The sequence below is a fragment of the Methylobacterium sp. E-065 genome (genome assembly GCF_022829605.1).
Lineage (GTDB): Bacteria > Pseudomonadota > Alphaproteobacteria > Rhizobiales > Beijerinckiaceae > Methylobacterium.
The window spans coordinates 1-26,540 of record NZ_JAKSYD010000173.1 but is presented as its reverse complement, the minus strand read 5'-3'; the positions used below and the strand labels follow the sequence as shown (position 1 = coordinate 26,540).

The following is a 26,540-nucleotide window of genomic DNA, read 5'->3' as shown; positions in this document are numbered from 1 at the left end:
AGAATTGTGATTTTCTGACGGATTTCCTCCCTCTCGACGAAAGCGTCCAGCCCAACGACCAAGACGAGCCACGCACAAACGCCTGGTCCGGGCACGCGGGCATCACGGGCCTACAGCATGGGCAGCCGACGCGGCCGCGGCCCGAGCGGGAACGCCGTATCGAGTCGGGCGAGTTCGGCATCCGTCAGCGAAAGCGCGCCCGCGCCCGCGTTATCGGCGGCGTGCTCGGGGCTGGACGCTTTGGGGATCGCGAAAGTGGACGGCCGCCGCACCAGGAACCTGAGCGCGACTTGGCGTGCGGTCGCGTCGTGGTTCGCTGCGATGTTCTCCAATAGGTGGCCACCCGGTGTGAGCGGGCTGGGAAAGCTGCCATGACCGAAGGGGCTGTAGGCGACGACGGCGACGCCGTGCGCCTCGCACCAGGGCTGCACGGCGTGCTCGATCGCGCGCTCCTCCAGATGGTAGAGCACTTGGTTGCAGGCCATCCGGCCCTCCCCCCCGGCTTTCCAGGCGGCATCGAGGTCGGGCACGTCGAAGTTGCTCACCCCCCAGGACAGGATCTTGCCCTGCTCGCGAAGCCGCTCGAAGGCGGCGAAGGTGTCTACGAGCGGGTGCGAGCCAGGCCAATGCAGGAGGTAGCAGTCCAGCCGGTCGGTGCGCAGGCGCGCGAGCGAGCGAGCGCAGGCCGCTAAGGTCCCGGCAAGCGAGGCGTTGCTCGGCAGGACCTTGGAGACGAGAAAGACTTCGTCGCGGCGCCCGGTGATCGCCTCACCGACCACGGCCTCGGCGTCGCCGTACATCTCAGCGGTGTCGACATGAGTCATACCGAGATCGAGACCACGGCGCAGGGCAGCGACAGCGGTGGGCCGGTGCGCGTCGTCGATGTACCAAGTTCCCTGACCGATCGCGGCAACCTCGCGCGGCACTGGCCCAAACGGGCGCTGCTCCATTGGCGAATTCTCCCTGTGAAGAGCCCATGCCCCCGGCAGCGCCGGTTGGGTCCGCAGATCATACTCGGCCGCCGCGGGGCGATCGCCACCGAGTGCCGGCGGACCGCCTGATCACCGCCGGCGCGAAGGCCGGGATGCGCCGCTGCAGCGAAGCACCACTGCGGGGGCCGCGTCTACGGTGCGAATACTGCGCGCACGCAGCCATCCGTCTTGTGCTTGAACATGTCGTAGCCGCGCGGTCCGTCCTCGAGGCTGAAGCGGTGGGTGGCGAGGTAGGCCGGGTTGAGCTCTCCCTTCGCGGCATGCGCGAGCAGCCGGTCCATGTAGGCCTGGCCATGCTGCTGGGCGGTGCGCACGGTCATCCCCTTGTTCATGATGACGCCCATCGGGAACTTGTCGATCATCCCGTAGACGCCGAGGACCGACAGCGTGCCGCCCTTGCGGCAGGCCATGATGGCCTCGCGGAGCGCCTGGCCGCGGTCGGTCTCCAGGCGCAGCGCCTGCTTTACGCGGTCGTAAGCGTATTGGGACCCGGTGCCGTGCGCCTCCATGCCGACGGCGTCGATGCAGGCATCCGGCCCGCGCCCGCCCGTCATCTCCTTCAAGGCTTCCAGGACGCTGTGTACTTGCGTGTAGTCGAGCGTCTCGGAGCCGGCGTGTTCCCGTGCCATCTTGAGCCGCTCGGGAAAGCGGTCGATGGCGATCACCCGCTCAGCACCCATCAGCCGCGCGCTCTGCTGGGCCATCAGGCCCACACCACCGCAGCCCCAGACCGCAACCGTGTCGCCCGGCCTGATGCCGCAGAAATCGGCGCCCATGTAGCCTGTCGGCGCTGCATCGGAGAGGAACAAAGCCGTCTCGTCCGCGACGCCCTCGGGCACCTTGAAGCAGTCCACGTCGGCATGAGGCACGCGGATGTACTCGGCGTGGGATCCCGCATAACCCCCGAAGGCGTGCGTATACCCGTAGATGCCGGCGGTCGGGTATCCAAGGAGAGGCTCCTGCAATTCCGGCTTCGGGTGCGTGCAGTCGCAGAGCGAGAAAAGTTTTTCTTGGCAATACCAGCATTCGCCGCAGGCGATGAACGAGGGGACGACAACCCGATCGCCCTTCTTCACCCGCCGCACCTTCGGCCCGACCTCGACGACTTCGCCCATAAACTCGTGGCCGATGACGTCACCGGCCTTCATGGTCGGGATGTAGCCGTCGATGAAGTGCAGGTCGGAACCGCAGGTGGTCGATAACTTGACCTTCAAGATGGCATCGTGAGGGTTGACGATCTCGGGATCCTTGACGGTTCCGACACGCAAGTCGTTGACGCCATTCCAATACAACGCGCGCATGGCCTAAGCTCCTCAGCGGGGATCGCGCCGGGCTGCCGGCTGACGATCGGTGGTGGGGATCTCGCCAGTCAGGACGAGGCTCTTGAAGGCGTGCAGCGCTTTCGACGCCATCTCTTTCGGTACGACGCCCTTGAAGAAGCGCGCCGCCACGTCGCCGAGCATGCCCCCGGGCGGATCGAAGCGGATGCGCAGCGTGGCGACCGTGCCGCGATCGCCCGACGCTGGGCGGAAGCGAATTTCACACTCGGTAACGAGGCCGCCGTCACCGTCAGCGTTCGCACGGATGAGTTCGCCGGGCCGCTCTTCGGTGATCTGCATGATCCAGGTATGGCTTTGGCCGAGTGGTCCGTCGGCGCGCCACTCGCTTCGCCCCTCTCCGCTCGGGCGGATCTCAGCCAGAAATGCCACTATGCGCGGGAGGGTCTCTGGATCCCGCCAGATCCGATAGAGTACATCCGCAGGGCGCTCGATGGTGATGGAGTATTCGACCTCGGGCTCATCGCTCAAGCCGTTCGCAGGGTCGGTCTCGCGCGCGGGCCTTCGTTTCGGCGAATCAAGCCGTTGCGCGCCGAGGACGGCGAGAGCGGCTACTCCCGCTGCACCGGCGAGGGCCCATCCGACGCTGCCGAAGCCGGGCCCAGAATACTCGCGCGAGCCGGCCGAAGCGCGATAAGTCTCCCTGTGGTCGCCTAGTCTGCCGTTGCCGGATCGATCAGCCATGGGTCACTCCCTTGGTCAGAGTGCTGCGACGGGCGGACTCGTGTCAGGGTCCGGTGGCGTAGGGGACGCGGAGCGAGCGGCTCCAAACCGGTCCCACCATGTCTCGACCCCTGCTCTTGGAAGACAAACGTCGGCTGCGGCGCCCTGGTTTGATACGGGATTTCCCTAAGGATAATCTCGTTGGTTGCGCGAGCCGGCAAGCTTCGGCGATCCACCGAGGTTGTTCTGCCAAGCCCCCATGCGTCGTGCGCCGATCGCGTGGGAATCGTGCTCTTCAGGAATGGCTGTTGCACCGCCGGCAACGATCAGGCGTGTTCTTGAGGCAAAGCTTCGAGCGGTGGCCCGGCCGGCATCTCCCTTAGGATGCATCCAGGTGCCACGCTTGCTGACCGGCACCATCTGCCGGGTTTGCCACGCGCCCGAGCAAGAGGCTTGGCGGGTGGCGGGGATCTGGGCCCTCCCGGTCACGCCGCGCCCCATCGGGTTTTGTCCAGGGAAGCGATCCACGGACGAGCGCGCGGAGGGTAGTTCCTGCGCCGCTTGATCTCCCCTCGGCGCAGCGGCGTTTGCTGTCGTACGGGAGAGCACTCACCGAGAGGGCGATGTGATGGACCAACCGACGCCCAAGGAACCGGTCAGGATCGCCCGATCCGGCGCGGGACGGCCGGGCTTCGTCACGGTGAAGGGTGCCCGGGAGCACAACCTGCGCGACGTCGACGTGGAGTTGCCCCGCGATGCCCTCGTGGTGTTCACGGGCGTCTCCGGCTCCGGCAAGTCCTCGCTGGCCTTTGGTACGCTCTATGCGGAGGCCCAGCGTCGTTACTTCGAGTCGGTCGCCCCCTACGCGCGGCGCTTGATCGACCAAGTCGGCGTGCCCGACGTCGACGCCATCGAGGGACTTCCCCCTGCGGTCGCCCTCCAGCAGCAGCGCGGCACACCGAGCGCCCGGTCCTCGGTCGGCAGCGTCACCACCCTGTCGAGCCTGGTGCGGATGATGTACTCGCGCGCCGGCAGCTATCCGCTGGGCCAGCCGATGCTCTACGCCGAGGACTTCTCGCCCAACACACCCCAGGGCGCCTGCCCGTCCTGCGGTGGGCTCGGGCGGATCTACCGGGCCACGGAAGCCTCCATGGTGCCGGACCCTTCGCTGACGATCCGCGAGCGCGCCGTCGCGGCCTGGCCGCAAGCCTGGGGCGGACAGAACCTGCGGGATATCCTGGTGAGCCGGGGGGTCGATGTCGATACGCCCTGGAAGGACCTGCCGCGGGCGCTCCGGGACTGGATCCTGTTCACGGACGACCAGCCGCAGGAGCCGGTCTATGCCGGCCTCTCCCCGGAGCAGACGCGGCGCGCCCGCCAGCGCCGCCTGGAGCCGAGCTATAGGGGCACCTTCACGAGCGCCCGCCGCCACGTGCTGGGGACCTTCACCAAGTCGCAGAGCGCGCTCATGCGCCGACGGGCGGCGCGCTACCTCGTCAGCGAGGACTGCCCCGCCTGCCAGGGCAAGCGCCTGAAGCCCGAGGCGCTCTCGGTCACCTTCGCCGGGCTCGATATCGGGGACCTGTCCCGCATGCCGCTCGCCGACCTCGCCGCGGTGATGCGGCCGGTCGCCGAGGACCGGCTGCGCGATGACGACACCGCCGCCGACCCCGGGACGCTCGATCGCGAAGCCGGCCGGCGGGATCGGGCTCGGCGCGCCGCCTCCGGGGGATCGGCCCATGCCGGTGCGCCGGACGTGCGCGCGACGCCGAACCTCTCGATCGAGAAGCGGCTCGCCGCCCAGCGCCTCGCCACCGATCTCATCGAACGGATCGGGACGCTCACGGAGCTGGGCCTCGGCTACCTGTCGCTGGACCGGGTGACCACGACCCTGTCGTCGGGCGAGTTGCAGCGCCTGCGCCTCGCCACCCAGCTCCGCTCGCAGCTCTTCGGCGTCGCCTACGTGCTCGATGAGCCCACCGCGGGCCTGCACCCCGCCGACGGCGATGCCCTGCACGACGCGCTGGCCGGGCTGCTCGCCTCGGGCAATTCGCTGTTCGTCGTCGAGCACGACATCGGCACGATGCGCCGCGCCGACTGGCTGGTCGATGTCGGCCCGGCGGCGGGCGAGCACGGGGGCACCGTGCTGTACAGCGGCCCGCCGGAGGGGCTGCGCGCGGTGGAGGCGTCGCGCACGCGCCTGCACCTGTTCGGACTCGCCGAGCCGCCGCGGCGCCCGCGGCGCGAGCCCTCGGGATGGCTGCGCCTGGAGGGGATCGTCCGCAACAACCTGCGCGGCGTCTCGGTCTCGGTTCCGCTCGGATGTCTCACCGCGGTTACGGGCATCTCGGGCTCCGGCAAGTCGAGCCTCGTCAGCCAGGCCCTGCTGGACCTCGTGGGCGACCGTCTCGGCAGGCCGATCGAAACCGACGACGAGCCGGAGGATCCCCTCGACGAGGCGCCTGGTCCGACGGAGGGGCGCATCGTCGGCGGCCTGGAGGGGGTCCGGCGTCTGGTCCAAGTCGATCAGAAGCCGATCGGGCGCACGCCCCGCTCGAACCTCGCGACCTATACCGGCCTGTTCGACGGCGTCCGCAAGCTGTTCGCCGCCACGCCCGAGGCACGCCGACGCCGCTACGACGCCGGCCGCTTTTCCTTCAACGTCGCGAAGGGCCGATGCCCGGCCTGCGAGGGCGAGGGTTTCGTCAGCGTCGAACTCCTGTTCATGCCGAGCGTCTACGCCCCCTGCCCGACCTGCCACGGATCTCGCTACGCGCCAGAGACGTTGGCGGTGGCCTGGAACGGGCTGACCATTGCGGACGTGCTCGGGTTGACCGTCGAGCGCGCCTGCGAGGCCTTCGCGGACGAGCCCTCCGTGCTGCGACCGCTCCTCGTGCTGCGGGATCTCGGCCTCGGCTACCTGCGCCTGGGCCAGCCGGCGACCGAGCTCTCCGGTGGGGAAGCCCAGCGCATCAAGCTCGCGACCGAATTGCAGAGGGGGCAGCGCGGGGGCACGCTCTACGTCCTCGATGAGCCGACGACCGGGTTGCACCCAACCGACGTGGATCGCCTCATGCTCCAGCTCAACGGCTTGGTCGATGCGGGCAACACGGTCGTGATGGTCGAGCACGACATGCGCGTCGTCGCGGGGGCCGATCACGTCATTGATGTGGGGCCCGGCGCCGGAAACCTGGGTGGCACCGTCGTGTCGGCCGGCCGTCCCGAGTTCGTGGCCCGGGTGCGGGCGAGCCGCACGGCACCCTATCTGCGGGAGGAGCTTGAGGCCCACGGCAATGGGGGCTGGCAACCCTGACATCGCTGATGGACCATCGACCCGGATTCTCCGCTCGATCAGCAGCGGAAGACGGTGACGGCAGCCAGAACGACAGACCCAGACCAGCCCCGGAGACCGACGATGAAGATCCTGATGGTGCTGACCTCACACGACCGGCTCGGCGACACCGGCCGCAAGACCGGCTTCTGGCTGGAGGAGCTCGCCGCGCCCTACTACGTGTTCAAGGATGCCGGTGCGGAGGTGGTCCTCGCCTCGCCGAAGGGCGGGCGTCCGCCGCTCGATCCCAAGAGCAGCGAGCCGGACTTCCAGACCGACCTGACCCGGCGCTTCGAGGCGGACCCTGAGGCCGACGCTGCCCTGTCGAACACGGGCCGGCTCGACGGCGTCGCCCACGCGGGCTTCGACGCGGTGTTCTATCCCGGCGGGCATGGCCCCCTCTGGGACCTCGCCGAGGACCCCGCCTCGATCCGGCTGCTCGAGACGACGCTCGGGGCCGGCAAGCCCGTGGCCCTCGTCTGCCACGCCCCCGGCGTGCTGCGTCATGCCAAGGCGCCCGACGGCACGCCGCTCGTCGCCGGCAAGGCCGTCACCGGCTTCACGAATACCGAAGAGGAGGCCGTAGGTCTGACCGCGGTGGTCCCCTTCCTGGTCGAGGACGAGCTCAAGCGGAAGGGTGGCCTGTTCTCCAAGGCCGGCGACTGGCAGCCCTACGTGGTCGGGGACGGGTTGCTGATCACCGGCCAGAACCCGGCTTCGTCCGGACCGGCGGCCGAGCGCCTCAAAGCGTATCTCGACGATCGATGATCGGCCGGAGCGATCAACCTGTGAGGCGCTGTGGTAGCCTTTCGTGAATCGCAGCGGGCTCCACTTGCGGGCTGCTGCATGAAGCATCGATCTCCGGCCCAGGCGGGCGCAGAGATGGGAGACACTCGGGCGAACGCACGCGGTCGCCCGAGTGTCTCCCGCTGCTTGCGCCAGTCAGCGAGGGCGCGCGTGACCCGCGGCAGCCGCTGGCTACACGGCGTTGCCGCAGCGACCCGGACGTGTTCGGCTCACGCGGACCGAACGTCCCTGCGCGCACCGGCGAATAGCGTGATCACCGCCCGGTTGAACGCCGGGATGTCATCGGGCTTACGGCTGGTGACCAAGTTGCCGTCCACGACCGCCTGTTCATCCACCCAATCGGCTCCTGCATTCCGGAGATCGGTTTGGAGCGACGGCCAGGAGGTCAGGCGCCGCCCGCGCGCGGCGCCCGCCTCGATGATGGTCCAGGGGCCATGACAGATCGATGCGACGGGTTTGCCTTCGTCGAAGAAGCTTTTCGCGAACGCCACGGCTTCGGGGATCGCTCGCAGCGTATCGGGGTTGATCACGCCGCCCGGTAGCAGCAGCGCGTCGTACTCATCTGGGCGAGCCTTGTTCAGGGGAACGTCCACCGGGAATTGATCGCCCCACTCGGTGAACTTCCAGGCCTTCACCGCGCCGTCCTTCGGCGACACGATCCGGGTCTCGGCACCGGCTTGGTCGAGCGCCTTGCGCGGCTCGGTCATCTCGACCTGCTCGAAACCATCCGTGATCAGGATTGCGACCTTCAGGCCGTTGAGGGTGTCGGAAGCCATGATTGTTCCTCGGTGAGATTGGGATTGTGCGCGCTGGGTGCAGCCTCGTGCGGGCCCCGTTACGGACCGCCGGGCCGGACTGGCCCGTGCGCCGTGAAGACCCGTCCGCCCGCGGAGAGAGCGCCGGGAAGGCGCGCGCGGCGGATGCAGCAGCCGCAGCCGGCTGGATGGGCCTTGGAGGCCCGGGGCGCGTGGGTCGCACGCGCCTCGGTAGCCGCGCATGTGAAGCGGCCACCTGCGCTGCCGCCGATAATGGCGGGTGCGCTCAGGAACGTCCGTGCGGCCCCAGCGCTGCATTCCGGGCAGGCACAGGGGTCCCGGAACTGCGCCATCGGCTGGATGGCCTTGAACGACCCGCAGGCGTCGCACGCGTAGTCGTAGAGCGGCATATGGCGTCCTCACGCTCCAAGCCCGTCTGACAGCGGGTGGAAAGGCCGGGCGAGCGGCTGCCCGCCCGGCTTGATAAGTCGGCTTGGCCGGTTACGCGGCGGGCTTGAGGATCACCTTGGTCCAGCCCTCGTCGCGCGCGTCGAAGTGCCGGTAGGCGTTCGGTGCGTCTCCCAGCGGAAGCTCGTGCGAGACGATGAAGGACGGCTTCGCGCGGCCGGTCGAGATCAGGTCGCGCAGCTGCCGGTTATAGGCCTTCACGTTGCACTGGCCGACGCCGATCGTCTGACCCTTGAACCAGAAGAGGCCGTGGTCGAACACGATCTCGCCCTGCTTGTAGAGTGGGTCCTGCGGGGCCGGATCCTGTGGGGTGAAGACGCCGACCACGCCGATGCCGCCGGTGAATTTCACCGATTTGACCAAGTCGTTCATGGTCATGTTGGGGTGCTCGTGCCCCTGCGGATCATGCGCCTGGTAGCCGACGCACTCGCAGCCACGGTCGGCCCCGATGCCGTTGGTCAATTCCAGCACCTGGTCCACCGGGGAGCCCTTCGAGTCGTCGATGGGCAGGGCGCCGATCGAACCCGCAAGGCGCAGCCGGTCGGGATGGCGATCGACGACCATCACCATGCAGGCGCCCTTGATCATCGCCGCATGGGCCGCCATCAGGCCGACCGGGCCGGCCCCGTAGATGACGATCGACTCGCCGGGACGCAGGCCTGCGAGTTCGGTGGCGTGCCAGCCGGTCGGGAAGATGTCGGCCAGCATCACGTACTCGTTCTGCCGCTCCTCGGCATCCGGCGGCAGCTTCAGGCAATTGTAGTCGCCGTAGGGAACGCGCAGCAGGTCGGCCTGGCCGCCCCGATACGGCCCCATATCGGCGAAGCCGTACGCGGCGCCGGCCATGTTCGGCACGACGCTGCGATCGGCCGTCGTCAGGCAGAACGCGCTCAAGCCGCGCTCGCAGTTCTTGCAGAAGCCGCAGCCGATGTTGAAGGGGATGGCGACCCAGTCCCCGACCTTCACCCGATCGACGGCTTTGCCGATTTCGGCCACCTGGCCGAGGTTCTCGTGCCCGAATACGCCCCCGCGCGGGAAATCGGTCCGGCCCTCGTACATGTGCAGGTCGGAGCCGCAGATGTTGGTGCTCGTGATCCGCACCAGCACGTCGGTCGGCCGCTCGATCCGCGCGTCGGGCACGTCCTGCACGGCGACATCGCGTGGGCCATTATAGACGACAGCTCGCATCGCGCTCTCCTGACCTGGGACTGTTTGCCAGGCGAAAGGAGTACATGCTGACGGCCGTCACACTATCCGGTCGATGCCTACGGTGTTCTCCGGGGGCGATCTGTGCCTCCCTCAATGGGGGACCCGAGCACGAACGGGCGAAGCGGGTCGGATCGAGGATGCCCGGCCGGTCGAGCGGCAAATTCCGACGTCAGCGCCGGGCTTCGCGCTAGTGGCCGTCGCGATCAGCAGGCCGCACGCCGGCGGCCGTCGCGATGAGCACCGCCTCGGGCAGCGTGCGGGTACCGAGCGTTTCCATGACCCGGGCGCGATGGATCTCCACCGTACGCGGGCTCAGGCCCAGCGTCCGGGCGATGGTCTTGTTGGTGCCGCCAGCGAGCAGCCCCTCCAGCACCTCGCGCTCGCGCGTGGAAAGCCCTGCAATCCGGCTCCGGGCTTCATCGCCCCCGCGCGCCCGATCGGCCTCGGCGTGGAACTCCGCGAGCGCCGTTCTCACCGCGAACAGCAAGCCTCCGGCGTCCACGGAGCTTCAAGGTAGTCGACCGCTCCCGCCTTCATGACGCGGACCCCGAAGCCGACATCGCCGCCGCTCGCACCGATTGCCACGACGGGCAGATGCGCGCGTGCCGCCTTCAACGCGCTCAGGAGAGCGAGGCCGCTGGCATCGCCCAGGCTGAAAACGACGCAGCCCGCTATCAGTGAACCCGCCATCTCGAGGAAGGCCTGACCGCTCCCGAAAGCCTGCACCTCGTACCCGGCGGCCTGCAGCGTGCCGACGAGCCCATGCCGGGCGTCATCCTGGGGCGCGACCACATAGGCGCGCAGGCCCGTGTCGACGGTGACGTCCTGCGCGATCCCACCCGCTGACCGGATCCGTCCGTCGAGGCCTGGGATCGGGAAGAAGGTGTCGCGGATGCGGCGCACCGCTTGGTCGGAGGCACGCTGGATCCGGTACTCCAGCACGAGTGTCTCGCCACTGCCGACGCGCTCGATCGCTTGCGCGGCGGCGTCGCGATCCTCGGGGTGAACGCTCGCCAGCCAGCGCGCGAGATCCGGCATATCTTCGGGACGCATACCCCAGATCTGCGCGAAAGCCGGGCTGAGGTAGTCAAGCTTTCCGCTCGCCAGATCGGCGAGCCAGAGCAGGTTGGCCGAATGCGCGGCGAAGCGTCGGAAGCGCTCCTCGCTCTCCCGCAGGGCCGCCTCGACCTGATGGCGTTCGGTGACGTCGAGGGAGACCGCAAGGCCACCCACGATGGCTCCCGTCCCATCGCGAAGGGCGCTGACGACGTTGCGCACCCACACGGTCGTACCGTCCGGCTGGAGGTAGCGCTTCTCGATCGTGAAGGATGTGCCTTCCGCCATGGCGCGCCGGTAGAGGGGTTCGTTGGATGTCCAGTCGTCCGGGTGGGTCAGCTGTTGCACGGTGCGGCCGAGCAGATCATCGCGCGGGCGCCCCAGGATCTCGCAATAGCGATCATTCACGAAGCTCATCCGATGGGCGATATCGACGATGACGATGCCGGCCTCGGCTTGCTCGGCGACAGCCCGGAAACGCTCCTCGCTCGCGCGCATTGCCACGTCCGCAACGCGCCGTTCGATCAGGTTTGCGGCGTGCCTGTGCTGCGCGATGATGATCGCCGCGGTCTGGGTCAGGGCGGCGGCGAATTCGCGATCGCGGGGCGTGGCCTCACGCGGCGCGCGGACGTACACGGCGAAGGTGCCGACGATCCGACCCGCTGCGGTTTCTGCCGGGAACGACCAGACGGCCCGGAAACCGTGCTGTTCGGCCAACCAGAGCCATGGCTGCCAGCGTGGCTCCTTCTGCACGTCGACGGTGATGACCGGCTGGCCGGTGAAGACAGCCAGACCGCACGCGAGCGAGTCCGGCCCGATCTTGATGCCGCTCACGGCCACGGCATAGGGCTCGGGCATGCCGATGACGTGCTGCAGCCCGGTGCCGCCCGGATTGGTCAGGTAGAAGGCGGAGCGAAGGCCGCTACCGGATTGGGAGCAGGCCGTGGCAACGAGGATGCCCAGGCACTCGGCCAGCGGCGCGCCGTTGATGGCAGCGTGAAAGGCTTCCCTTTGGGCCGAAAGCCATGCCGTATGCTCGACCAGACTGCCGAATACGTGGGCGCCGTCCGGCACTCGCAACAGGGTATCCGATATGTGAGCCATGGTCATCCGAGGCATAGCGAGCGGACAGCGGCGTGTTCCGAACGCCGGCGCGAATTGGATACGCGGACGCTCTACCTGAGATGGTATTTCTTAATCCCCCTTACGAAGAGCGAATATAACTTAAGACAGAAACGTCTTGGCATCCTCGGTGACCTGGCGCTGCGCGTCGCTACAGCAGGCCGGAACCGAGTTGACGACCTGCGTCACGGACTGACCGAGCTTCAAACGTCCCGGGCCACCGGACCCTGACGCATATCAGCGGGATCCGAGCGCCTGATCGACCATCGAGCGCTCTGGATGTTCAATGATTCTGTCCGACGCTGCGGCGATGCACGCTGGGCAATACGCCGTAGGCGGCTTTGAACCGGCGGCCGAAATGGGTCATGTCCGAGAACCCCCAGCCATAGGCGATCTCGCTGACCGTCCGGCCGCCTTGCAGGGGATCTTCCAGGGCCCGCCGACAGCGCGCGAGGCGCCGCGTCTGGATGAGCTGCACGATCGACGTGTTTTCGTCGGCCAGCACCGCATTGGCGTATCGCACGCTGACCCCGGCCGCGCTGGCGACCGAGCCGGCGTCGAGGGTCCGGTCAGACAAGCGGGCTTCGATCACGGCCCGCAGTTCCACGCGGACAAGCGAGCGGGACGGCGATGCGCGTGACCTGTCCTGCCCCATCGTCCGCCCGACGGACAGGGTGATCAGATCGAGCAGGTGCGCTTCAAGAAGCGCTTCGGCGGCTGAGCTCAAACCGTCCGTGTGATACGGCAGCATCCCCAAGCTCGCTGACAGCAGACTGTTCTCGGCCGAGCTCGGTTGGATCGCCCGGGCCGTCATCTCCCGCATCTTCCCGAGGCGGGCTTCCATGAGCTGCCGCGGAACCTTCAAGACGAGGACGTCCGAGGCTTCGGAAAACCGTCCCTCGTAGGGCAGCGCCGGGTCGATCAAGGTGATGTCCCCCGTCCCCAGCACGACGTGGCGGCCGTCCTGCTCGAGGGCGATCTGCCCGCCGGATTGGCGACAGACGAACAGCTCGTCGGTGTTGGCGTGCGCCATGTGACGGCGCGTGTGGGTGACCGACATGTCCGAGTTCTGGAACGAGACAAGTCCGATGGCGCCGACCGTGCCGGCGCGGAGCTCAGCGCGAAACGTATTCCGGCATCCCGGGATGGATTCGTGATCAACGACACCCTTTCGGGCAACATCGTGCCAGAACGCGAAACGGTCCCGCGGGTGGACGTGATCCGTGGAGAATACGGTCTTCACATGGCCCTCGCATGTCCGCATGGCCGACAATGAGCGCCGACCCAGCCGATTAGAAGTTGCACTAACATGATTTATTGTGCCTCGGTGATTGAAGGCAACCGGCGGCACCAGTTTGGGCTTGAAGAGATCGTCTGACATGCTTCTGCTTCAACGCAGACGGCGGGACCACCACCCGGGGCAAGGCGTGCAAGGCGCGCCGCGTTTTAGTGTGCGATCGACGCCAGGATTTTGCGGACGGCATCGATCCGAACAAAGGCTCAATTTCTGAAGCTGCGAGGGCCGATGGTGGGGATCGCGCCTGAATCGCGACGCACTCCGTGATGCCGGTGGAGGATCGCGGCGAAAAGCCAAGCTGTCAGTATCCGCTCCAGATTGTCGATTTCAGAGTTTGGTTCGAGCGATTACCACTTGCCGTATCAAATCAAATTTAGAGTGTTCCTGCATAATCATTGTAGTTTCTGATCGAAATTCATCGGCCGTTCAAGTTAATCATCACAATATTGAAATCAATATAACCACTACTAGAAAATCGATCGAGGGATTGGGATTCATGGCGCAAATCAATACCAGTCGTCCCGTCAGCACTTTGGACGTGGCCGGCACTATCGTTTCGGCTTATGTTGCCAACAATTCCTTGACTATGTCCGAGCTTCCGAGCCTCATCGGCTCTATCCATGCGGCGTTGAACGGTCTTGCGAACGGAGCGGCAGAGGACACGCCGATCAGGACCAGCACCAAGGCGACACCCGCGCAGATCCGCAAGTCGGTCACGCCGGGTGCGCTGATCAGTTTTATCGACGGCAAAGGCTACAAGAAGCTGAAGCGGCACCTGACTGGTCACGGGCTCGACCCACGCAGTTACCGTGCGCGCTATGGCCTGCCTGTCGACTACCCAATGGTCGCGGTGAATTACGCCGAGAAACGCTCCGCCCTTGCCAAGGCCATCGGCTTGGGAGAGCCGCGCTAGGCTCTCTGGGCGGCGTCGGCGGCCAGCGGGCGCCGCAAACTGCACTGAACTGCAGCCTCGGAAGAGCCGACAGATTATGCGCACTCGGCCGATCCGACCCTTGCCGAGCCCCCTAAATTTGCTCGCCCGATTAGGCAGAGCCATAAATGCCCCGCTACTTCTTCCACATCGATGGATCGCGTCACTACGTCGATACAGACGGAGTTGATCTTGAGGATCTAGGGGCCGCCAGGATGGAGGCCTTAAGGATCATTCGCGAGTTGATGATCGATAACGTCATGGATGACCTTTGGTCCGGCGGTGAATGCGTCATGATGGTTACCGATGCAGCCGCGCGGAATCTGTTCAGCATTCGGCTCTCAACGGCTCAGCGGACCGGTGCTGGTTGCGATTGAGATTTTCCGCCGTCATTCAACTGTGTCCGTCTGCAGACCTGCCCGCGATCGGCGCGCGCGATGCTGCATAACCGATATTTCAATCACTGGCGCAGCTCACGGAACAATCAGCGCCCGCGCGATCGAAGACGGGAAAGCAATTCATTTTCAGGCTCGAGAAGCGCTTTGCCGAGGATGCCATCGCGGCCGACCCGGGCAAGCTTATCTGATATGAGTCGAGATCATCGCCATCGATTGGCCAACCAAAGCTCGCACGTGTTCGATTGAGAGATCCGCCTTCTAACCTATTTGATTTTTTGCCTCCACAACAGATCCAACGATGTGGCAAGCGATGATGGCCAAAGATCTGGGCCGTGCGCCGACATGCTGCTACGACGCGAGTCTGGGAGGTCGACAACGTGGAGGCCGGAGATTTTCTCACGGGTGGCGGTCAGGTTGCCATCCGCATCCGCGAGCATGACTGGAGGTCGACGCCGCTCGGTCCGATCGAAACATGGCCCCAAGCGCTCCGGTACACACTGAGCGGCATGCTCAACTCGGCCTTTCCGACCTACCTTGCCTGGGGGCCGGACCTGATCAGCTTCTACAACGACGCCTACCGGCCGATCCTCGGCATCAAGCCCGAGGCGTTGGGGCGTCCCTTCCCCGAGGTGTGGGAGGAGTCGTGGGAGCAGGTCGGACCTGTGACGGAGCGGGCGCTGCGGGGTGAAGCCAGTTATTTGCAGGACTACAGCGTTACAGTGGATCGCCATGGCACGCGGGAGCAGAGCGTCTGGACGTTCGCCTATTCGCCGGTGCGGGACGCAGGCGGCAGCGTGCAGGGTGTGCTCTGTCACGTCCATGAAACCACCGCCCGGATTCAAACGGAGCAGCGTCTCCGGTCCGCCATGCGGGAGATTGAGACGCAACAGACGCGCTTCGATACTCTGATCGAGCATCTCCGGTTCGGGGCTGGGCTGTTTGACATCGAAGCGCGAGCCCTGCTCACCAATCCGCTCCTTCGAGAATATCTCCCCGGCGGCAGGCTCCCCTCCCTCGATCCGGAGGTGCAGCCGCACTGGACCGGCTTCGACCCGGAGAGCGGGGTCTTGAGCCCGCACGATTATCCGTTCGCACGGGCGATGCGGGGCGAGCTTACGCAGAACGTGAGCTTTCTGCATCGGACAAGGGAGGGCAACGAGTGCTGGATGCGGATCAGCGGCATTCCGGTCCACGGCGGCGATGGCCGAATTCGGCAAGTCATCGTGGTGGTGCAGAACGTCGATCGGGAAAAGCGCGCAGAGGCGGCCCTGCGCGCGGGCGAGGCCCGGTTCCGGCGCTTCGCCGAGCATTCGGCCAACGTTCTCTGGCTCGCCGATCTGGAGACCGGGCGGCTCGATTACCTCAGCCCGGCCTTTGCACAGGTCTGGGGCATGCCTGGAAAGGACATGCCAAATATTGCAGCCTGGCTCGCGAGCGTCCACCCGGAGGACCGCGACGCCGCGGCTCAGGCGTTGGAGAGGGTCCGCGACGGTGAGACGCTGGTTCTCGAGTACCGGATCCTGCGCGCTTCGGACCATACCGTGCGCCGGATCCGCGATACCCTTTTCCCGGTCCCGGCGGAGGACGGGCATATTCGATCGGCCGGTGGGATCGCGCAGGATATCACCGTCGTGAACAGCCTGCGCGCCTACGTGGTTGCGGGTAGGGATGCCGCCCGGCAGGACCGCGTCGCCGCCCTTCAAGCCGGCGGTTACGCTGTTCAGGCCTTCGCGAACAATCAGGCCCTCCTCAAGATAGCGGGCTCCCTGATGCCAGGCTGCGTCGTGCTCGAACTGGAGGAGGCCGATGGCTTCGCGACGGCAAGCCAGCTGAAGGCCCATCGTGCGCACCTGCCTGTCGTGGCGATCGGGGCGAGCAAGGGCGATGTCGGCTTCGGCGTCCGCGCCATGAAGGCGGGGGCTATCGATTTCCTCGAAGCGCCCGGGACATCGGAGGCGCTGCTCCTGGCGGTGAGAACGGCTTTGGCCGGTATCCGCGTCGTCGCCGAGCGGTCGCGCGCGCGCGACGCATCTCGGGACCGGGTTGCAACCCTGTCGGGGCGCGAGCGCGCGGTGCTTGAGGGATTGCTCGCGGGCGGGACCAACAAGACCATCGCCCGGACGCTGGGCCTGAGTCCGCGCACGGTGGAGATCCACCGGGCTCGGGTCATGGAGACGCTCGGCGTCCATACCCTGCCCGAGGCTGTTCTCATCGCGTCAGCTGCCGGCGTGCGCCCCGCCGAACAGAATCGCGACACCGATGAGCACGGCGACCGTTAGAAGATACGCGGCTCCTGGCCTTGACATGGTGGTGAGCGGTGAAGCACCGCCCGGCTAACCGGGACTGGGGCGATGCTCCACCTGCGCCGCACTGGCATCCACGTCGGTGGAGAGCGCTTTTCAGAGGTACCCCGCCTCGAACTCGGCGAGTTCACGCAGTTGTCGCGGCGCGAGGATCTGCAGGCGATGCCCTTGCAGCGTGATCAAACCGTTGCGCCGCAAGGTTTGCAGCACGCGGTTCACATGGACGCTCGACAGGCCGAGCGTTTCGGCCAGATCCGTCTGCGTCAACGGCATATCGAACTGACCGGCCGCAACCTGCCCGATCGAGCCGAGGCGTTCCAGCAACTCGCACAGGAGATGGGCCATGCGCTCAGGGCCCGAGCGCATCCCGATATTGGCCATCCACTCGTGGGCCGTCGCCTCTTCGGCGAGCTTCGCCCGCTGCAACGCGAGCGCGACACCGGGATGCTCGCCGATCAGCTCAAGGTAGGCCGTGCGCGGGACCTTAGCGATCCGGCAGCGGGTCAGGGTCTCGATCGTGTGGTCGAGGGGGTAACCGTGGAGCGCGCCGCGGTCGCAGAGATCTCCGGGGATGAGATAGGCGAGGATCTGGCGCCGGCCCGACGCGCGACGCTTGTACCGGCTGACGAACCCGGCAAAGACCACGAGGGCATGGTCGGCCACGCCGTCCTGCTCCACGAGGACGGTGTGCCGCTCGACCGGCCGGACATAGCGGGCCAAGCCGACGAGCGCCGCCCGATCCGGTTCCGTCAGCGGGGCGAAGCCGTCGAGCTTGCGGATCAACGCAGAGATGGGGTCGACTCCCTCCGGCGCCGTCCGCCGCCGCGGACGTACACGTCCGGATACGGTTGGATCCATCACGGCGATCGGGACGACTGTCTCCATTGGGCTTGCTCCAAGACGGGGGCTCTATCCATCGGTCTTGACGCGCGGCGCGTGCATCCGTCCCGTCCCTTAGGACACCTCCGGTCCACGCCCTTCGACGTCCGTGCTCCGATAGGCCATCGCCGGGGCAAGCCGGGCGATGTGCGGCCACCACTGCGTGCGCAGGTCGATATAGGCCTGTACGGCCGCCTCTTCTTGGGCGACCGCAATGCCCGCCTCGGCAAGCCGGGACATGCCCCTCCCCCAATGGGCACGCCAGCGCTGTCGCTCGCGCGGATCAACGGCCTTCGTGACAGGCGGATCACCCGGCAGGAAAGTCGTTTCGAGGGTGACGACCAGCATCTGGGCCACCCGCCAGAGCGCCTCGACCGCCGCGGCTTCCTTCAACCATGCCGTATCCTCGCCGGCGAGCGTGCTGCGGATCAGCGACACGGTGTCGAGGGTGAGGTAAGCTTGCGCCGACACGGAATAATAAGGCTTCTGGAACCGGAAGTAGAACAGCACCGGGTAGAAATGGTGGGTCTCCTTCATTGCGGCCATCGCGTCGGCAAGCGCGACCAAGTGACTGTAGCCGCCGCTGAACTGCCCGCGAGGTCCGAGCCGCGCCAGCAACTCACCGGCGTCGGAGGTTTCCGCCGCGAGGATATGGAGTTGTAGCCCGAGCGCGTTGCGCTACCGAAGGGCGCCGTAGACCTGCATGACGTAGGTCAGGACCAGCGAGGTCACCGACATCCCGATCAGCGAATTCACCAAGTAGACGAGTCGGTAGGCGTCGGTCGTAGGCTTGAAATCGCTCGCCCCGACGATCGCCATGCTGCTGCCCCCCGCATAGAGCGCAGTGAAGACACCCGTAGGCGTGGGGCCGTTGCCCGCCTGCACGCCTATCCCAAGCCCAGGGTGGATGATGAGCCCAGCGCCGAGCGTCAGGCCTACGGCCCAGAGCAGGACGTAGAGGAGGAGGATGACCGGTCCGCAGAAGGACAACACCGCTCCGCGATGCGTCCCGGCCGCATCGGCAGCGCGGCGAAAGACCATCCAGGTGAGATGCGCGGCACGCTCGGCGATCAGGCCGGTTCCGATGCGCGCGTAAAGAACAGTGAGGAAGACGTCGAGAAGAACGATCCCCATTACGAGGACGCCCAACGCGCGTTCGAGGACGGCTACCATGATCAGCCTGTCGCGAGATCCCGTGCGCCGCAGGCGTCACTATCGTCGCGAACCGGCCGCTGCCGCCACCGTTTCCTGCGATACGTCCTTAGGGCAAACCCGATCGGAACGAGGCAGGCGGCCGAGCCTCCGGGTCCGGCCTCGGTGCTGCCAGAGACCGCCCCCCTGGCTCAGGGGCCGGCCGATAGTGCTTCTCGACGGCGCTCCAGAAGGCGCGCTTCAGGTCCGGGCACCGTTGGTCGAGGACCGCCTCGATCGCGGCGGCGGCTTCGAGCGCGCAAGCCTCGCCTTCTGCATCCGAAAAGACATCGGTCATCGCGTCCCTCCGGACCGGCGGCCAGCTGGCGCGACCTTGAGGCACAGCAGTAATCTTCGACGCTTCCCAGAACGATCCGGGCATTCCCGTAGGTTCGACGCGATTTCGATTGAACACTGCAGTAAATCATCTCGCTGCCTGAGAAATTCGCTCAGACCGGAGGCTTCCTACGGGTTCATCCGGAGGAAACTGGCGCAGGACGGCCCGGTTCGACCCTACGTCCATACCAGGAGGTCTTCATGGCACTGAAGCATGTCTTTCTCGTCAGCACGATGATCGCAACCTTGGCCGGCGGTTACGCGCAGGCTCAGCAATCGGCCGTCAGCAACCAACGCATCACCCAGGACCAGGCAGATGGGCAGGGCACACAGATTTACGTCAGCTCGGCGGGCGTCCGGCAGATCCAGCAGGCCTTGACGCAGAAGGGCTACAGCACCGGTACGGTCGACGGGCGGTGGAACCCGCAGACCGCGGCAGCGGCGCGCAGCTTCCAGCAGGCTCAGAACATGGAGCCGACCGGCACGCTCACCATACCGCTCGCTTACGGTCTTGGTCTCGAGCAGGACATCGTCCTCGGCAATCGCGACCGGCAGGGCGGCGGCCAAGGCGGCGATCAGGGGACCAAGCAAGCCGACAACCAGCGCATCGTCGTCGAGCGCGCGGACAGCCGCGGAACGCCCCTCTATGTCAGCCCGGCCGGCATCCGGCAGATCCAGCAGGCGCTGAACCAGCAGGGCTGGAACACGGGGCAGGTGGACGGACGCTGGGGGCCCGCGACCGTTCAGGCGGCGCGCAGCTATCAGCAGGCGCATGCGCTCGAGCCGACGGGACGGCTTGAGGTCGGCCTCGTGGCCGCGCTCGGCCTGACGGATTCGATCTTCTCGGCCGGGCACGGCACAGGCCCGCAGGCCGCCAACGCGGCACGGCCGCAGCCGACCCAGGCGGCCGGCCCGGGCGGCGATCGGCAGGTCGACAACCAGCGCATCGCCGTGGAGCGCACGGACAGCCCCGGCGAGCCGATCTGGATGAATGCCGACGGCGTGCGCCAGATCCAGCAGGTGCTGAACCAGCGGGGCTATGCCGCCGGCCACCTTGACGGCAACTGGAACAACGACACCACGATCGCGGCGACGCATTTCCAGCAGGCGCAGGGCCTGGAGCCCACCGGCACGCTGACCACGAACCTGCTCGCCACGGTCGGCATGTCGCGCTGGGAGCAGGGCGAGTTCATGGGCGGCATGACGGCGCGTGCGAACACGCCGGGCAATCCGAACCCGCAGACGACCGGGTCCTTCAATGATTCGGGCGGCTCCACATCAGATAGCGGCTCCGCCAAGTCCGAGGCCTCCGCCAGACAAGGCAGCGGCGACGCGCCCGCAGCATCAGGCACGCGCTGACCCAAGCCTTGAGCGGCGGGTTCACGTCCTGCCGCCTCGGCAGCCCGCTCGGCGACGGTGTCGGGCGGGCTGATCACGGGTCTGGAGGCTTATTGCTGGCGCATCCGTCTCTAAGCGCTACGGCAGTCCTCGCGCCCGCGATGCGCTCCAAGCGGCCTCGGCCCGGCCTTCGTGGCTTCCGGGCTTGGAAACCAGACAGGCATCGTCTGTCCGGGCGGGCAGGTCCGTTCATCCGGATGGAGGCGATCGCTCACGTCACGTCGTCGTCTCGCCATCGCCCGCGTCTTACTCCGTGTGATCGTTTCCGGTGGGTCGGCTGCACCGTGAGAGGAGCCGCATGCACAGCCCGTCCAAGCCCGTCGACGATCCGATGATGCACAAGCTGGTCGCGCTGGTGCAGGAGCGGCTGCCGAACTCGGCTCACCGAGGCCGTCTTATCCTGTTGGAGCAGCTCCGCGCCCTCGAGCGAGAGGCGCTGGAGCACGGTGCGGATACAGGCACCCTGCGCTCGATCCGTGCCACCCAGGCCTTCGTCCGGGGATGCGATCCGCTGCCGGATTTCTGAGGATGCTCGTGACCGGTTTGCTGCCGGCCCACCTGCGAGCGCCGCGCGTCCTTCGCAGGATGATCCAGGTCTTTCCGCCCGTCTGACGCGGGGCCGAGCCGCCCGCACGGGCGGTCCTCCAGCGCGAGCCCTCTGCTCACGCCGGAGGTTTCCTAGGGGATTGTCCGCGGGAACGTGGCCGCCCCCGCCCCGGTTCGCCCCGTTGCAATACCGACCACCATCCCCGCGAGAGACCAGCCCGGATAGGCCGTACCGCCCGGATCCGGCTCTCGCACCTCATCCGATGGGAGAAGACGGCGATGCGAGCCTTGGTTTGGCACGGGAAGGAAGACATCCGCTGCGACACCGTCAGCGATCCGGAGATTGAGGACGGGCGCGACGCCATCATCAAAGTCACGAGCTGCGCGATCTGCGGCTCCGACCTGCACCTGTTCCACAACTTCATCCCCGCCATGCTGCCGGGCGACGTCATGGGCCATGAGACCATGGGCGAAGTCGTCGAGGCCGGGCGCGGACTCAACGGCAAGGTGAAGAAGGGCGACCGCGTGGTGGTGCCGTTCACCATCGTCTGCGGCGAGTGCGACCAGTGCAAGCGCGGCTACTTTTCCGTCTGTCAGCGGAGCAACCGCAAGAAGCACCTCGCCGACAAGGTTTTTGGCCACACCACCGCGGGCCTGTTCGGCTACACGCATCTCACGGGCGGCTATCCGGGCGGCCAGGCCGAATACCTGCGCGTGCCGTTCGCCGACACGACGGTCCAGAAGGTGCCCGAGGGCATCCCCGACGAGAAGCTGCTGTTCCTCTCGGACATCTTCCCGACCGGTTGGCAGGCGGCGGTGCAGGCCGACATCCAGCCCACCGACACCGTGGCGATCTGGGGCTGCGGGCCGGTCGGCCAGATGTCGATCCGTTCGGCCATCCTCCTCGGCGCCGAGCAGGTGGTCGCCATCGACTGCCTGCCGGAGCGTCTGGAGATGGCCGAGGCGGCCGGCGCCATCACGATCAACTTCGAAACGGAGAACGTCGTCGAGCGGCTCAACGAGCTGACCGGCGGCGAGGGTCCCGAGAAATGCATCGACTGCATCGGCATGGAGAGCCACGTCAGCCCCACCATGCCCGACACGGTCTACGACCGGGCCAAGCAGATCCTTCTCGCCGAGAGCGACCGGCCGCACGTGCTGCGGGAGATGATCTACGTCTGCCGACCGGGCGGCCTGATCTCGATCCCGGGCGTCTATGGCGGCCTCGTCGACAAGATCCCAATGGGCGCGGCCATGAACAAGGGCCTCACGTTCCGCATGGGGCAAACTCACGTCCAGCGCTGGACTGCCGATCTCTTGCGCCGGATCGAGGAGGAGCAGATCGATCCCTCGTTCGTCATCACGCACGAGGCTCCGCTCGACAAGGGACCCGAGATGTACCGGACGTTCCGGGACAAGCAGGACAGCTGCATCAAGGTCGTTCTCAAACCCTGACATTGCGAGAGCAAGACTATGACAAACATCTCAAGCATTGCGAGCCTCTCGAACATCACGCGGTCCGAGGGAGATCCGAAGGTCCTGCGCTCCGGGCCGAGTTCGCGCGGCGTGCCGGACAGCCTCGCGAAGGGGCTCGGCTGGTTTAGCCTCGGCCTGGGTCTCACGGAACTTCTGGCGCCCCGAAGCATCACCCGGGCGCTCGGCATGGAGGGCAAGGAGGCGCTGGTGCGCGTCTACGGCGCCCGTGAGATCGGCAGCGGCATCCTCTCGCTGTCGGTCGACAAGAACCTCGGCCTGTGGAGCCGGGTGGCCGGGGACGGCCTCGACATTGCGACCGTGCTGACGGCGCTGCGAGAGGACAATCCGAAGCGCGGCAATGCCGTCGTGGCCCTGGCGCTGCTGATCGGCATCACGGCGGTCGACCTGATGGACGCTCAGGCCAGCACGGCGCGGCACAGCCGCAGTGTGGGACGGAAGCGCTCCTATCGGGATCGCAGCGGCTTCCCGCGCGGCGTCCAGGCATCCCGCGGCGCGGCCCGGGACTTCAAGACGCCGCCCGACCTGCGACATGCCCCGCCGCTCGCATCGGTGTCGAAGCGGACATCCGCCGCTTGAGGCACGCCTCTTCAAGTCAGCAGCTCGCATAGCCTGGGCGGCCGACCGCACCGCGCGTGCGGAATTCCAAGCCGCCCAGGTCAGCCCCGATCAATTCGACATCCGTTGTGCTGACTTCGGACGGGGCGTCGTTGGCGCAGTACCCGCCGACTTCCGCTATGCGGTCAGCCGTAGCGGAACTCCGAGTTGGGTCAGCCGTACGCGCTTATAGGGTAGCCCAGCTTGGTATGGATTTAAGGGCGTAACTGGAAACGCCTCGGTGTCTGGTTTCGAGAACCTGCCCTTCAGGACTCAATGACCGGAACTGGCGCCAAGCGGACCACCCGGTGCTGCGCGCGACGGCAATCCGGAGTGACGTAGTCTGACCGAAATCAGCAAATCCGATTTAGATAAAAAATATTGATGAAGCATATTACTGATCTTGCAGGTGACTTTCGCCGCTTGGATCCAGGAGAAGCTGCTGATCCGCCACGCCGCTACCGACGGCCAGAAGCAAGCAGTCGAGCACGATGGGAGACGTCGTCGTCTCCAACCAGCGCGGACACAGGATCGTTATACGGGACAAGTCCGGGCATATGCCGCAACAGCACAGCGCGGCACGCGGAGGCCGATGATCGTTGAGTTCCCGTCTCCGAGATACCGCCGCTCGACGTCATCCCAACCCTCCCGGAAGCGTTCAAGCCACGCGGCGCCGTGGAGATCCGCTCTTTGGTCGGTGAATGTCTTCTCCATGGCGATACACGTGCTTGAGCATCAGCCCGAGCTGACGCGCACATGAAACAATGATACAGTCCCCTTGCGTTTTGCTTATCATTTGACTGCGAATCTAGAATTTATAGTGCGACTTGTAAGCTGCTCACGCGATTCATTGAGCCATGGATGGTTGTGTCTGCAAATAAATATAGAGTAAAATTCGGGGCCTATGATTGAGTTGGGGCGATTTATTCCGCAATGTGGCCGTCTATATGGATGCGATGACTGCTTGTAGCCAAATGTATTTTTTCAATGCCTGCCTTCAATGATGAATCCGTTGAGCTGATCGGTATGACGGTGGGACGGCCAAGCTGAACTGCTTTGGGAGGTCCAGCATTTGGGCCCATGGCTTTCGGCCGCCCGTTGCCATTTGCGATTCAAGGTCATTAGCCTAATATAAACGGGTCTTATAATAGCCTAACTCCAATGATTTGGCTACTTAAACGTATTGGCAGAAAGATCTGGCATGCCTGGCAGTAACGTGAACCTTGTTATAGCCGGGGACAGCATCGGAGCTGGGAGCATCAGCGGTGCGGACCCATGGAAGAACCTTGATCTGAGCGGAACGTACACAGTCAAGAACCATTCCTTCGCCGGAGCATATGTAGGTCAGCAGGCTGGGCTGAACGAGAGCGCTGTACTGAAGGACTTTGATCCAAGCTCCGGCACCAATTGGTTGGTTGTCCAGGCCGGAACCAACGACTTGGCGCAGGGTGCAACGGCTTCTGTCTTGTACACCGGAGTGGCAAAACTGGTCCAAGACGGACATGCGCAGGGCTTCAAGGTTGCCGTTGCCACCGTGCTTCCGCGGAGCGACGCTGTGTTTGCTTGGTCGAGCGCTGACGAAAGTGCTCGGCTTGCGTACAACGACACGGTGAGGGCAAACGCCGCTGGCGCTGACGCGATCGCCGACATTGCGGCGAGCCCGATCATGGGCAGTGCTACCGCGCCTGCTAATGCGGCTCTTTACCTCGACGGGCTGCATCCGACCGCAGCGGCGGTCCAGGCCTATCTTGAGCCGATCTATGCCGCTGTCTTCTCGTCCGGTTCCTCGTCGGCTCCCGTATCTCAGCCGAGCGAAAATCCCGCACCGGTCATTACCACGCCCCCCAATACCACGCCTGCCGCTGGGACCACGCCCGGAGCTGACGTCGGCTCGGGCGGTCATGCCCTAGTGGTCCATGTCTCTGGTGACCACTACCAGGGCGATCCGCAATTCCAGGTCTATGTGGATGGCAAGGCGGTGGGCGGCACGCAGACCGTCTCGGCCGTGCACGGCCAGAACCAGTGGCAGGACATCGCGCTGAAGGGCGATTTCAGCCCGAGCAGCCCGCACGCGGTAGAAGTGCGCTTCCTCAACGATGCGTACGACGGCAGCGGGCATTTCAGCGAGGGCCATGACCGCAACCTCTATGTCAGCACCGTCAGCCTGGATGGGCACAGCTTCGGGACCTCGGAGGCCAACCCGGCCGTCCTCCTGCAAAACGGCGGCGTCACCATCGCCACGACCGCTACGTCAAACAGCACCGGCACTCCTGACACGAGCGCTGCAGTTGGCGCGGGCAGCACGGCACCCGCTATGAGCGCCACGACGATCGGCACGGGGGCGAGCCACCTGGTGCTGAAGGTCAGCCAGGACGCCTACAACGGTGACGCGCAGTACGTCGTCTCCGTGGATGGCCATCAGGTTGGTGGCGTCCAGACAGCTCATGCCTCACACGCAGCGGGTCAGTCGGACACTTTGACGGTGAAGGGTGACTTTGGTTCGGGCGATCACGCGGTCAGCGTCAGCTTCCTCAACGACTTCTACGGGGGCTCAGCGGATACCGATCGCAACCTATACGTCGACGGCGCCAGCTACGACGGCATGACCGTGGCCCACAGCGGCCTGACCCTGCTCAGCACCGGATCGCAGCAGTTTACCGTCCCGGGAATGAGCGCGGGCACAGGCTCCGGTGCGCCCGGAGCCGGTGCGGCCGCTGCCGCGCCAACTGCCCCGACTGTCGCGCTCACGCACGACACCGGAACAGGTGGGACTCACGTCTCCAGCGATGGCTTGGTGACCTATGCGCCGGCCGTGAGCGGCGATACGCTGCACTACAAGCTCGACAGCGGCGCGGTCACCACGACGGCTCCGGTCCTGGCCACCGACGGCAGCGCCAACGGTTCGCACACGGTCACCGCCTACGAGACCGATGCGGCCGGTCACACGTCGGCCGACGCCAGCTTGGTCTTCTCCCTCGAGGCGCATCATGACAACAACGGCTTCCACACGGCGTGAGGGCTGTACAGGTAACGCTCGGCGCTCTCCGTTGCGCTGAATGAACGCGGCAGAGGACGAGATTCGGATTGGCGACGCTGGTTGAGCGTCAAGACGGTGCTCGATGCTGTCCCGGTCCGGATCTAGATGTGGTGCCGGCTGTAAGGTTTGTGCGGCGAAAATACCTTCGCAAAATTGCGAACTGGCGTCGATCGACAGATTATAGTCTGCTCGATTGACATATTTGTTCCAACATTTTGGTGAATGATGCTCGTTGCGCTGGTTCGGTGGAGCCTTGATTGCTATCGGCACGGAGCATGCTAGGTCCCCGTCTCGCCGGGGCAGGCCTGGGTCGAGGGGGCGAACGCATGCGCCAGGTCGGACAATCGGGCGAGCTGGCGACCGTGCTCCGGCGGAGCGCCGGTGCCTTCATCG

Annotated in this window: 22 protein-coding genes; 10 read left to right on the top strand and 12 right to left on the bottom strand. The window is 66.0% G+C overall.

Going from position 1 to position 26,540, the window contains the following annotated elements; translation table 11 throughout:
• Nucleotides 1-110: 110 nt before the first annotated feature.
• From MKK84_RS21785 to MKK84_RS21775, 3 genes are all read right to left on the bottom strand, one after another.
• Nucleotides 111-950, bottom strand: a complete 840-nt coding sequence (locus tag MKK84_RS21785; RefSeq protein ID WP_243923522.1) for an aldo/keto reductase — start codon at nt 948-950, stop codon at nt 111-113.
• Nucleotides 951-1,123: 173 nt separating this feature from the next.
• Complete coding sequence (locus MKK84_RS21780) at nt 1,124-2,293, bottom strand: zinc-dependent alcohol dehydrogenase (RefSeq protein WP_243923520.1); 1,170 nt, start codon at nt 2,291-2,293, stop codon at nt 1,124-1,126.
• Between the two features lie 12 nt (nt 2,294-2,305).
• Nucleotides 2,306-3,013 (bottom strand): SRPBCC family protein, encoded by a 708-nt coding sequence (locus tag MKK84_RS21775; RefSeq protein WP_243923518.1) that lies wholly within the window; start codon nt 3,011-3,013, stop codon nt 2,306-2,308.
• 607 nt (nt 3,014-3,620) lie between these two features.
• Between MKK84_RS21775 and MKK84_RS21770 the strand changes: the two genes are divergently transcribed.
• The gene (locus MKK84_RS21770; protein ID WP_243923516.1) at nt 3,621-6,305 is read left to right on the top strand and encodes an excinuclease ABC subunit UvrA; all 2,685 of its coding nucleotides are present in this window, start codon (nt 3,621-3,623) and stop codon (nt 6,303-6,305) included.
• 102 nt (nt 6,306-6,407) lie between these two features.
• On the top strand, nt 6,408-7,091 hold the full coding sequence (locus MKK84_RS21765) for a type 1 glutamine amidotransferase domain-containing protein (RefSeq protein WP_243923514.1): 684 nt from the start codon (nt 6,408-6,410) through the stop codon (nt 7,089-7,091).
• Nucleotides 7,092-7,339: 248 nt separating this feature from the next.
• Here the strand turns inward: MKK84_RS21765 and MKK84_RS21760 are convergent, their stop codons facing one another.
• The 6 genes from MKK84_RS21760 to MKK84_RS21735 form a co-directional block, all read right to left on the bottom strand.
• Nucleotides 7,340-7,906 carry a type 1 glutamine amidotransferase domain-containing protein gene (locus tag MKK84_RS21760; protein WP_243923513.1) on the bottom strand — a complete coding sequence of 189 codons (567 nt, stop codon included), beginning with the start codon at nt 7,904-7,906 and terminating at the stop codon, nt 7,340-7,342.
• A 59-nt stretch (nt 7,907-7,965) separates the two neighbouring features.
• Entirely contained in the window at nt 7,966-8,295 is a 330-nt protein-coding gene (locus MKK84_RS21755) for an FmdB family zinc ribbon protein (protein WP_243923511.1), read from the bottom strand.
• 91 nt (nt 8,296-8,386) lie between these two features.
• Nucleotides 8,387-9,541, bottom strand: a complete 1,155-nt coding sequence (locus MKK84_RS21750; protein ID WP_243923509.1) for a glutathione-independent formaldehyde dehydrogenase — start codon at nt 9,539-9,541, stop codon at nt 8,387-8,389.
• Nucleotides 9,542-9,749: 208 nt separating this feature from the next.
• The gene (locus tag MKK84_RS21745; protein ID WP_243923507.1) at nt 9,750-10,049 is read right to left on the bottom strand and encodes a response regulator transcription factor; all 300 of its coding nucleotides are present in this window, start codon (nt 10,047-10,049) and stop codon (nt 9,750-9,752) included.
• A complete protein-coding gene (locus tag MKK84_RS21740; protein WP_243923505.1) occupies nt 10,034-11,722 on the bottom strand; it encodes a PAS domain S-box protein in 1,689 nt (562 codons plus the stop codon). Before MKK84_RS21740 ends, MKK84_RS21745 begins: the two co-directional genes overlap by 16 nt.
• Nucleotides 11,723-12,023: 301 nt before the next feature.
• Entirely contained in the window at nt 12,024-13,004 is a 981-nt protein-coding gene (locus MKK84_RS21735) for a helix-turn-helix domain-containing protein (protein WP_243923585.1), read from the bottom strand.
• 529 nt (nt 13,005-13,533) lie between these two features.
• Here MKK84_RS21735 and MKK84_RS21730 point away from each other — a divergent pair.
• The 3 genes from MKK84_RS21730 (at nt 13,534) to MKK84_RS21720 (ending at nt 16,645) form a co-directional block, all read left to right on the top strand.
• The gene (locus MKK84_RS21730) at nt 13,534-13,950 is read left to right on the top strand and encodes a MucR family transcriptional regulator (protein ID WP_243923503.1); all 417 of its coding nucleotides are present in this window, start codon (nt 13,534-13,536) and stop codon (nt 13,948-13,950) included.
• A gap of 146 nt (nt 13,951-14,096) precedes the next feature.
• Entirely contained in the window at nt 14,097-14,345 is a 249-nt protein-coding gene (locus MKK84_RS21725) for a DUF6894 family protein (protein WP_243923501.1), read from the top strand.
• Between the two features lie 353 nt (nt 14,346-14,698).
• Entirely contained in the window at nt 14,699-16,645 is a 1,947-nt protein-coding gene (locus MKK84_RS21720; protein WP_243923499.1) for a PAS domain S-box protein, read from the top strand.
• A 120-nt stretch (nt 16,646-16,765) separates the two neighbouring features.
• On the opposite strand, the gene MKK84_RS21715 is transcribed toward MKK84_RS21720, so the two are convergent.
• The 3 genes from MKK84_RS21715 to MKK84_RS21705 all read right to left on the bottom strand — a co-directional run bounded on the left by MKK84_RS21715 (nt 16,766) and on the right by MKK84_RS21705 (nt 18,721).
• Nucleotides 16,766-17,554, bottom strand: a complete 789-nt coding sequence (locus MKK84_RS21715) for a Crp/Fnr family transcriptional regulator (protein ID WP_243923498.1) — start codon at nt 17,552-17,554, stop codon at nt 16,766-16,768.
• A 69-nt stretch (nt 17,555-17,623) separates the two neighbouring features.
• Nucleotides 17,624-18,166: a hypothetical protein gene (locus tag MKK84_RS21710; protein WP_243923496.1), complete on the bottom strand. Its 543-nt coding sequence runs from the start codon at nt 18,164-18,166 to the stop codon at nt 17,624-17,626.
• A 60-nt stretch (nt 18,167-18,226) separates the two neighbouring features.
• The gene (locus MKK84_RS21705) at nt 18,227-18,721 is read right to left on the bottom strand and encodes a hypothetical protein (protein ID WP_243923494.1); all 495 of its coding nucleotides are present in this window, start codon (nt 18,719-18,721) and stop codon (nt 18,227-18,229) included.
• Between the two features lie 555 nt (nt 18,722-19,276).
• Here MKK84_RS21705 and MKK84_RS21700 point away from each other — a divergent pair.
• From MKK84_RS21700 to MKK84_RS21680, 5 genes are all read left to right on the top strand, one after another.
• Nucleotides 19,277-20,434 carry a peptidoglycan-binding protein gene (locus MKK84_RS21700; protein ID WP_243923492.1) on the top strand — a complete coding sequence of 386 codons (1,158 nt, stop codon included), beginning with the start codon at nt 19,277-19,279 and terminating at the stop codon, nt 20,432-20,434.
• Between the two features lie 337 nt (nt 20,435-20,771).
• Complete coding sequence (locus tag MKK84_RS21695) at nt 20,772-20,999, top strand: hypothetical protein (protein WP_243923490.1); 228 nt, start codon at nt 20,772-20,774, stop codon at nt 20,997-20,999.
• 299 nt (nt 21,000-21,298) lie between these two features.
• Complete coding sequence (locus MKK84_RS21690) at nt 21,299-22,474, top strand: zinc-dependent alcohol dehydrogenase (RefSeq protein WP_243923488.1); 1,176 nt, start codon at nt 21,299-21,301, stop codon at nt 22,472-22,474.
• A gap of 18 nt (nt 22,475-22,492) precedes the next feature.
• A complete protein-coding gene (locus tag MKK84_RS21685) occupies nt 22,493-23,092 on the top strand; it encodes a hypothetical protein (protein ID WP_243923486.1) in 600 nt (199 codons plus the stop codon).
• A gap of 1,219 nt (nt 23,093-24,311) precedes the next feature.
• Nucleotides 24,312-26,126, top strand: a complete 1,815-nt coding sequence (locus MKK84_RS21680; RefSeq protein ID WP_243923485.1) for a carbohydrate-binding domain-containing protein — start codon at nt 24,312-24,314, stop codon at nt 26,124-26,126.
• Nucleotides 26,127-26,540: the final 414 nt, after the last annotated feature.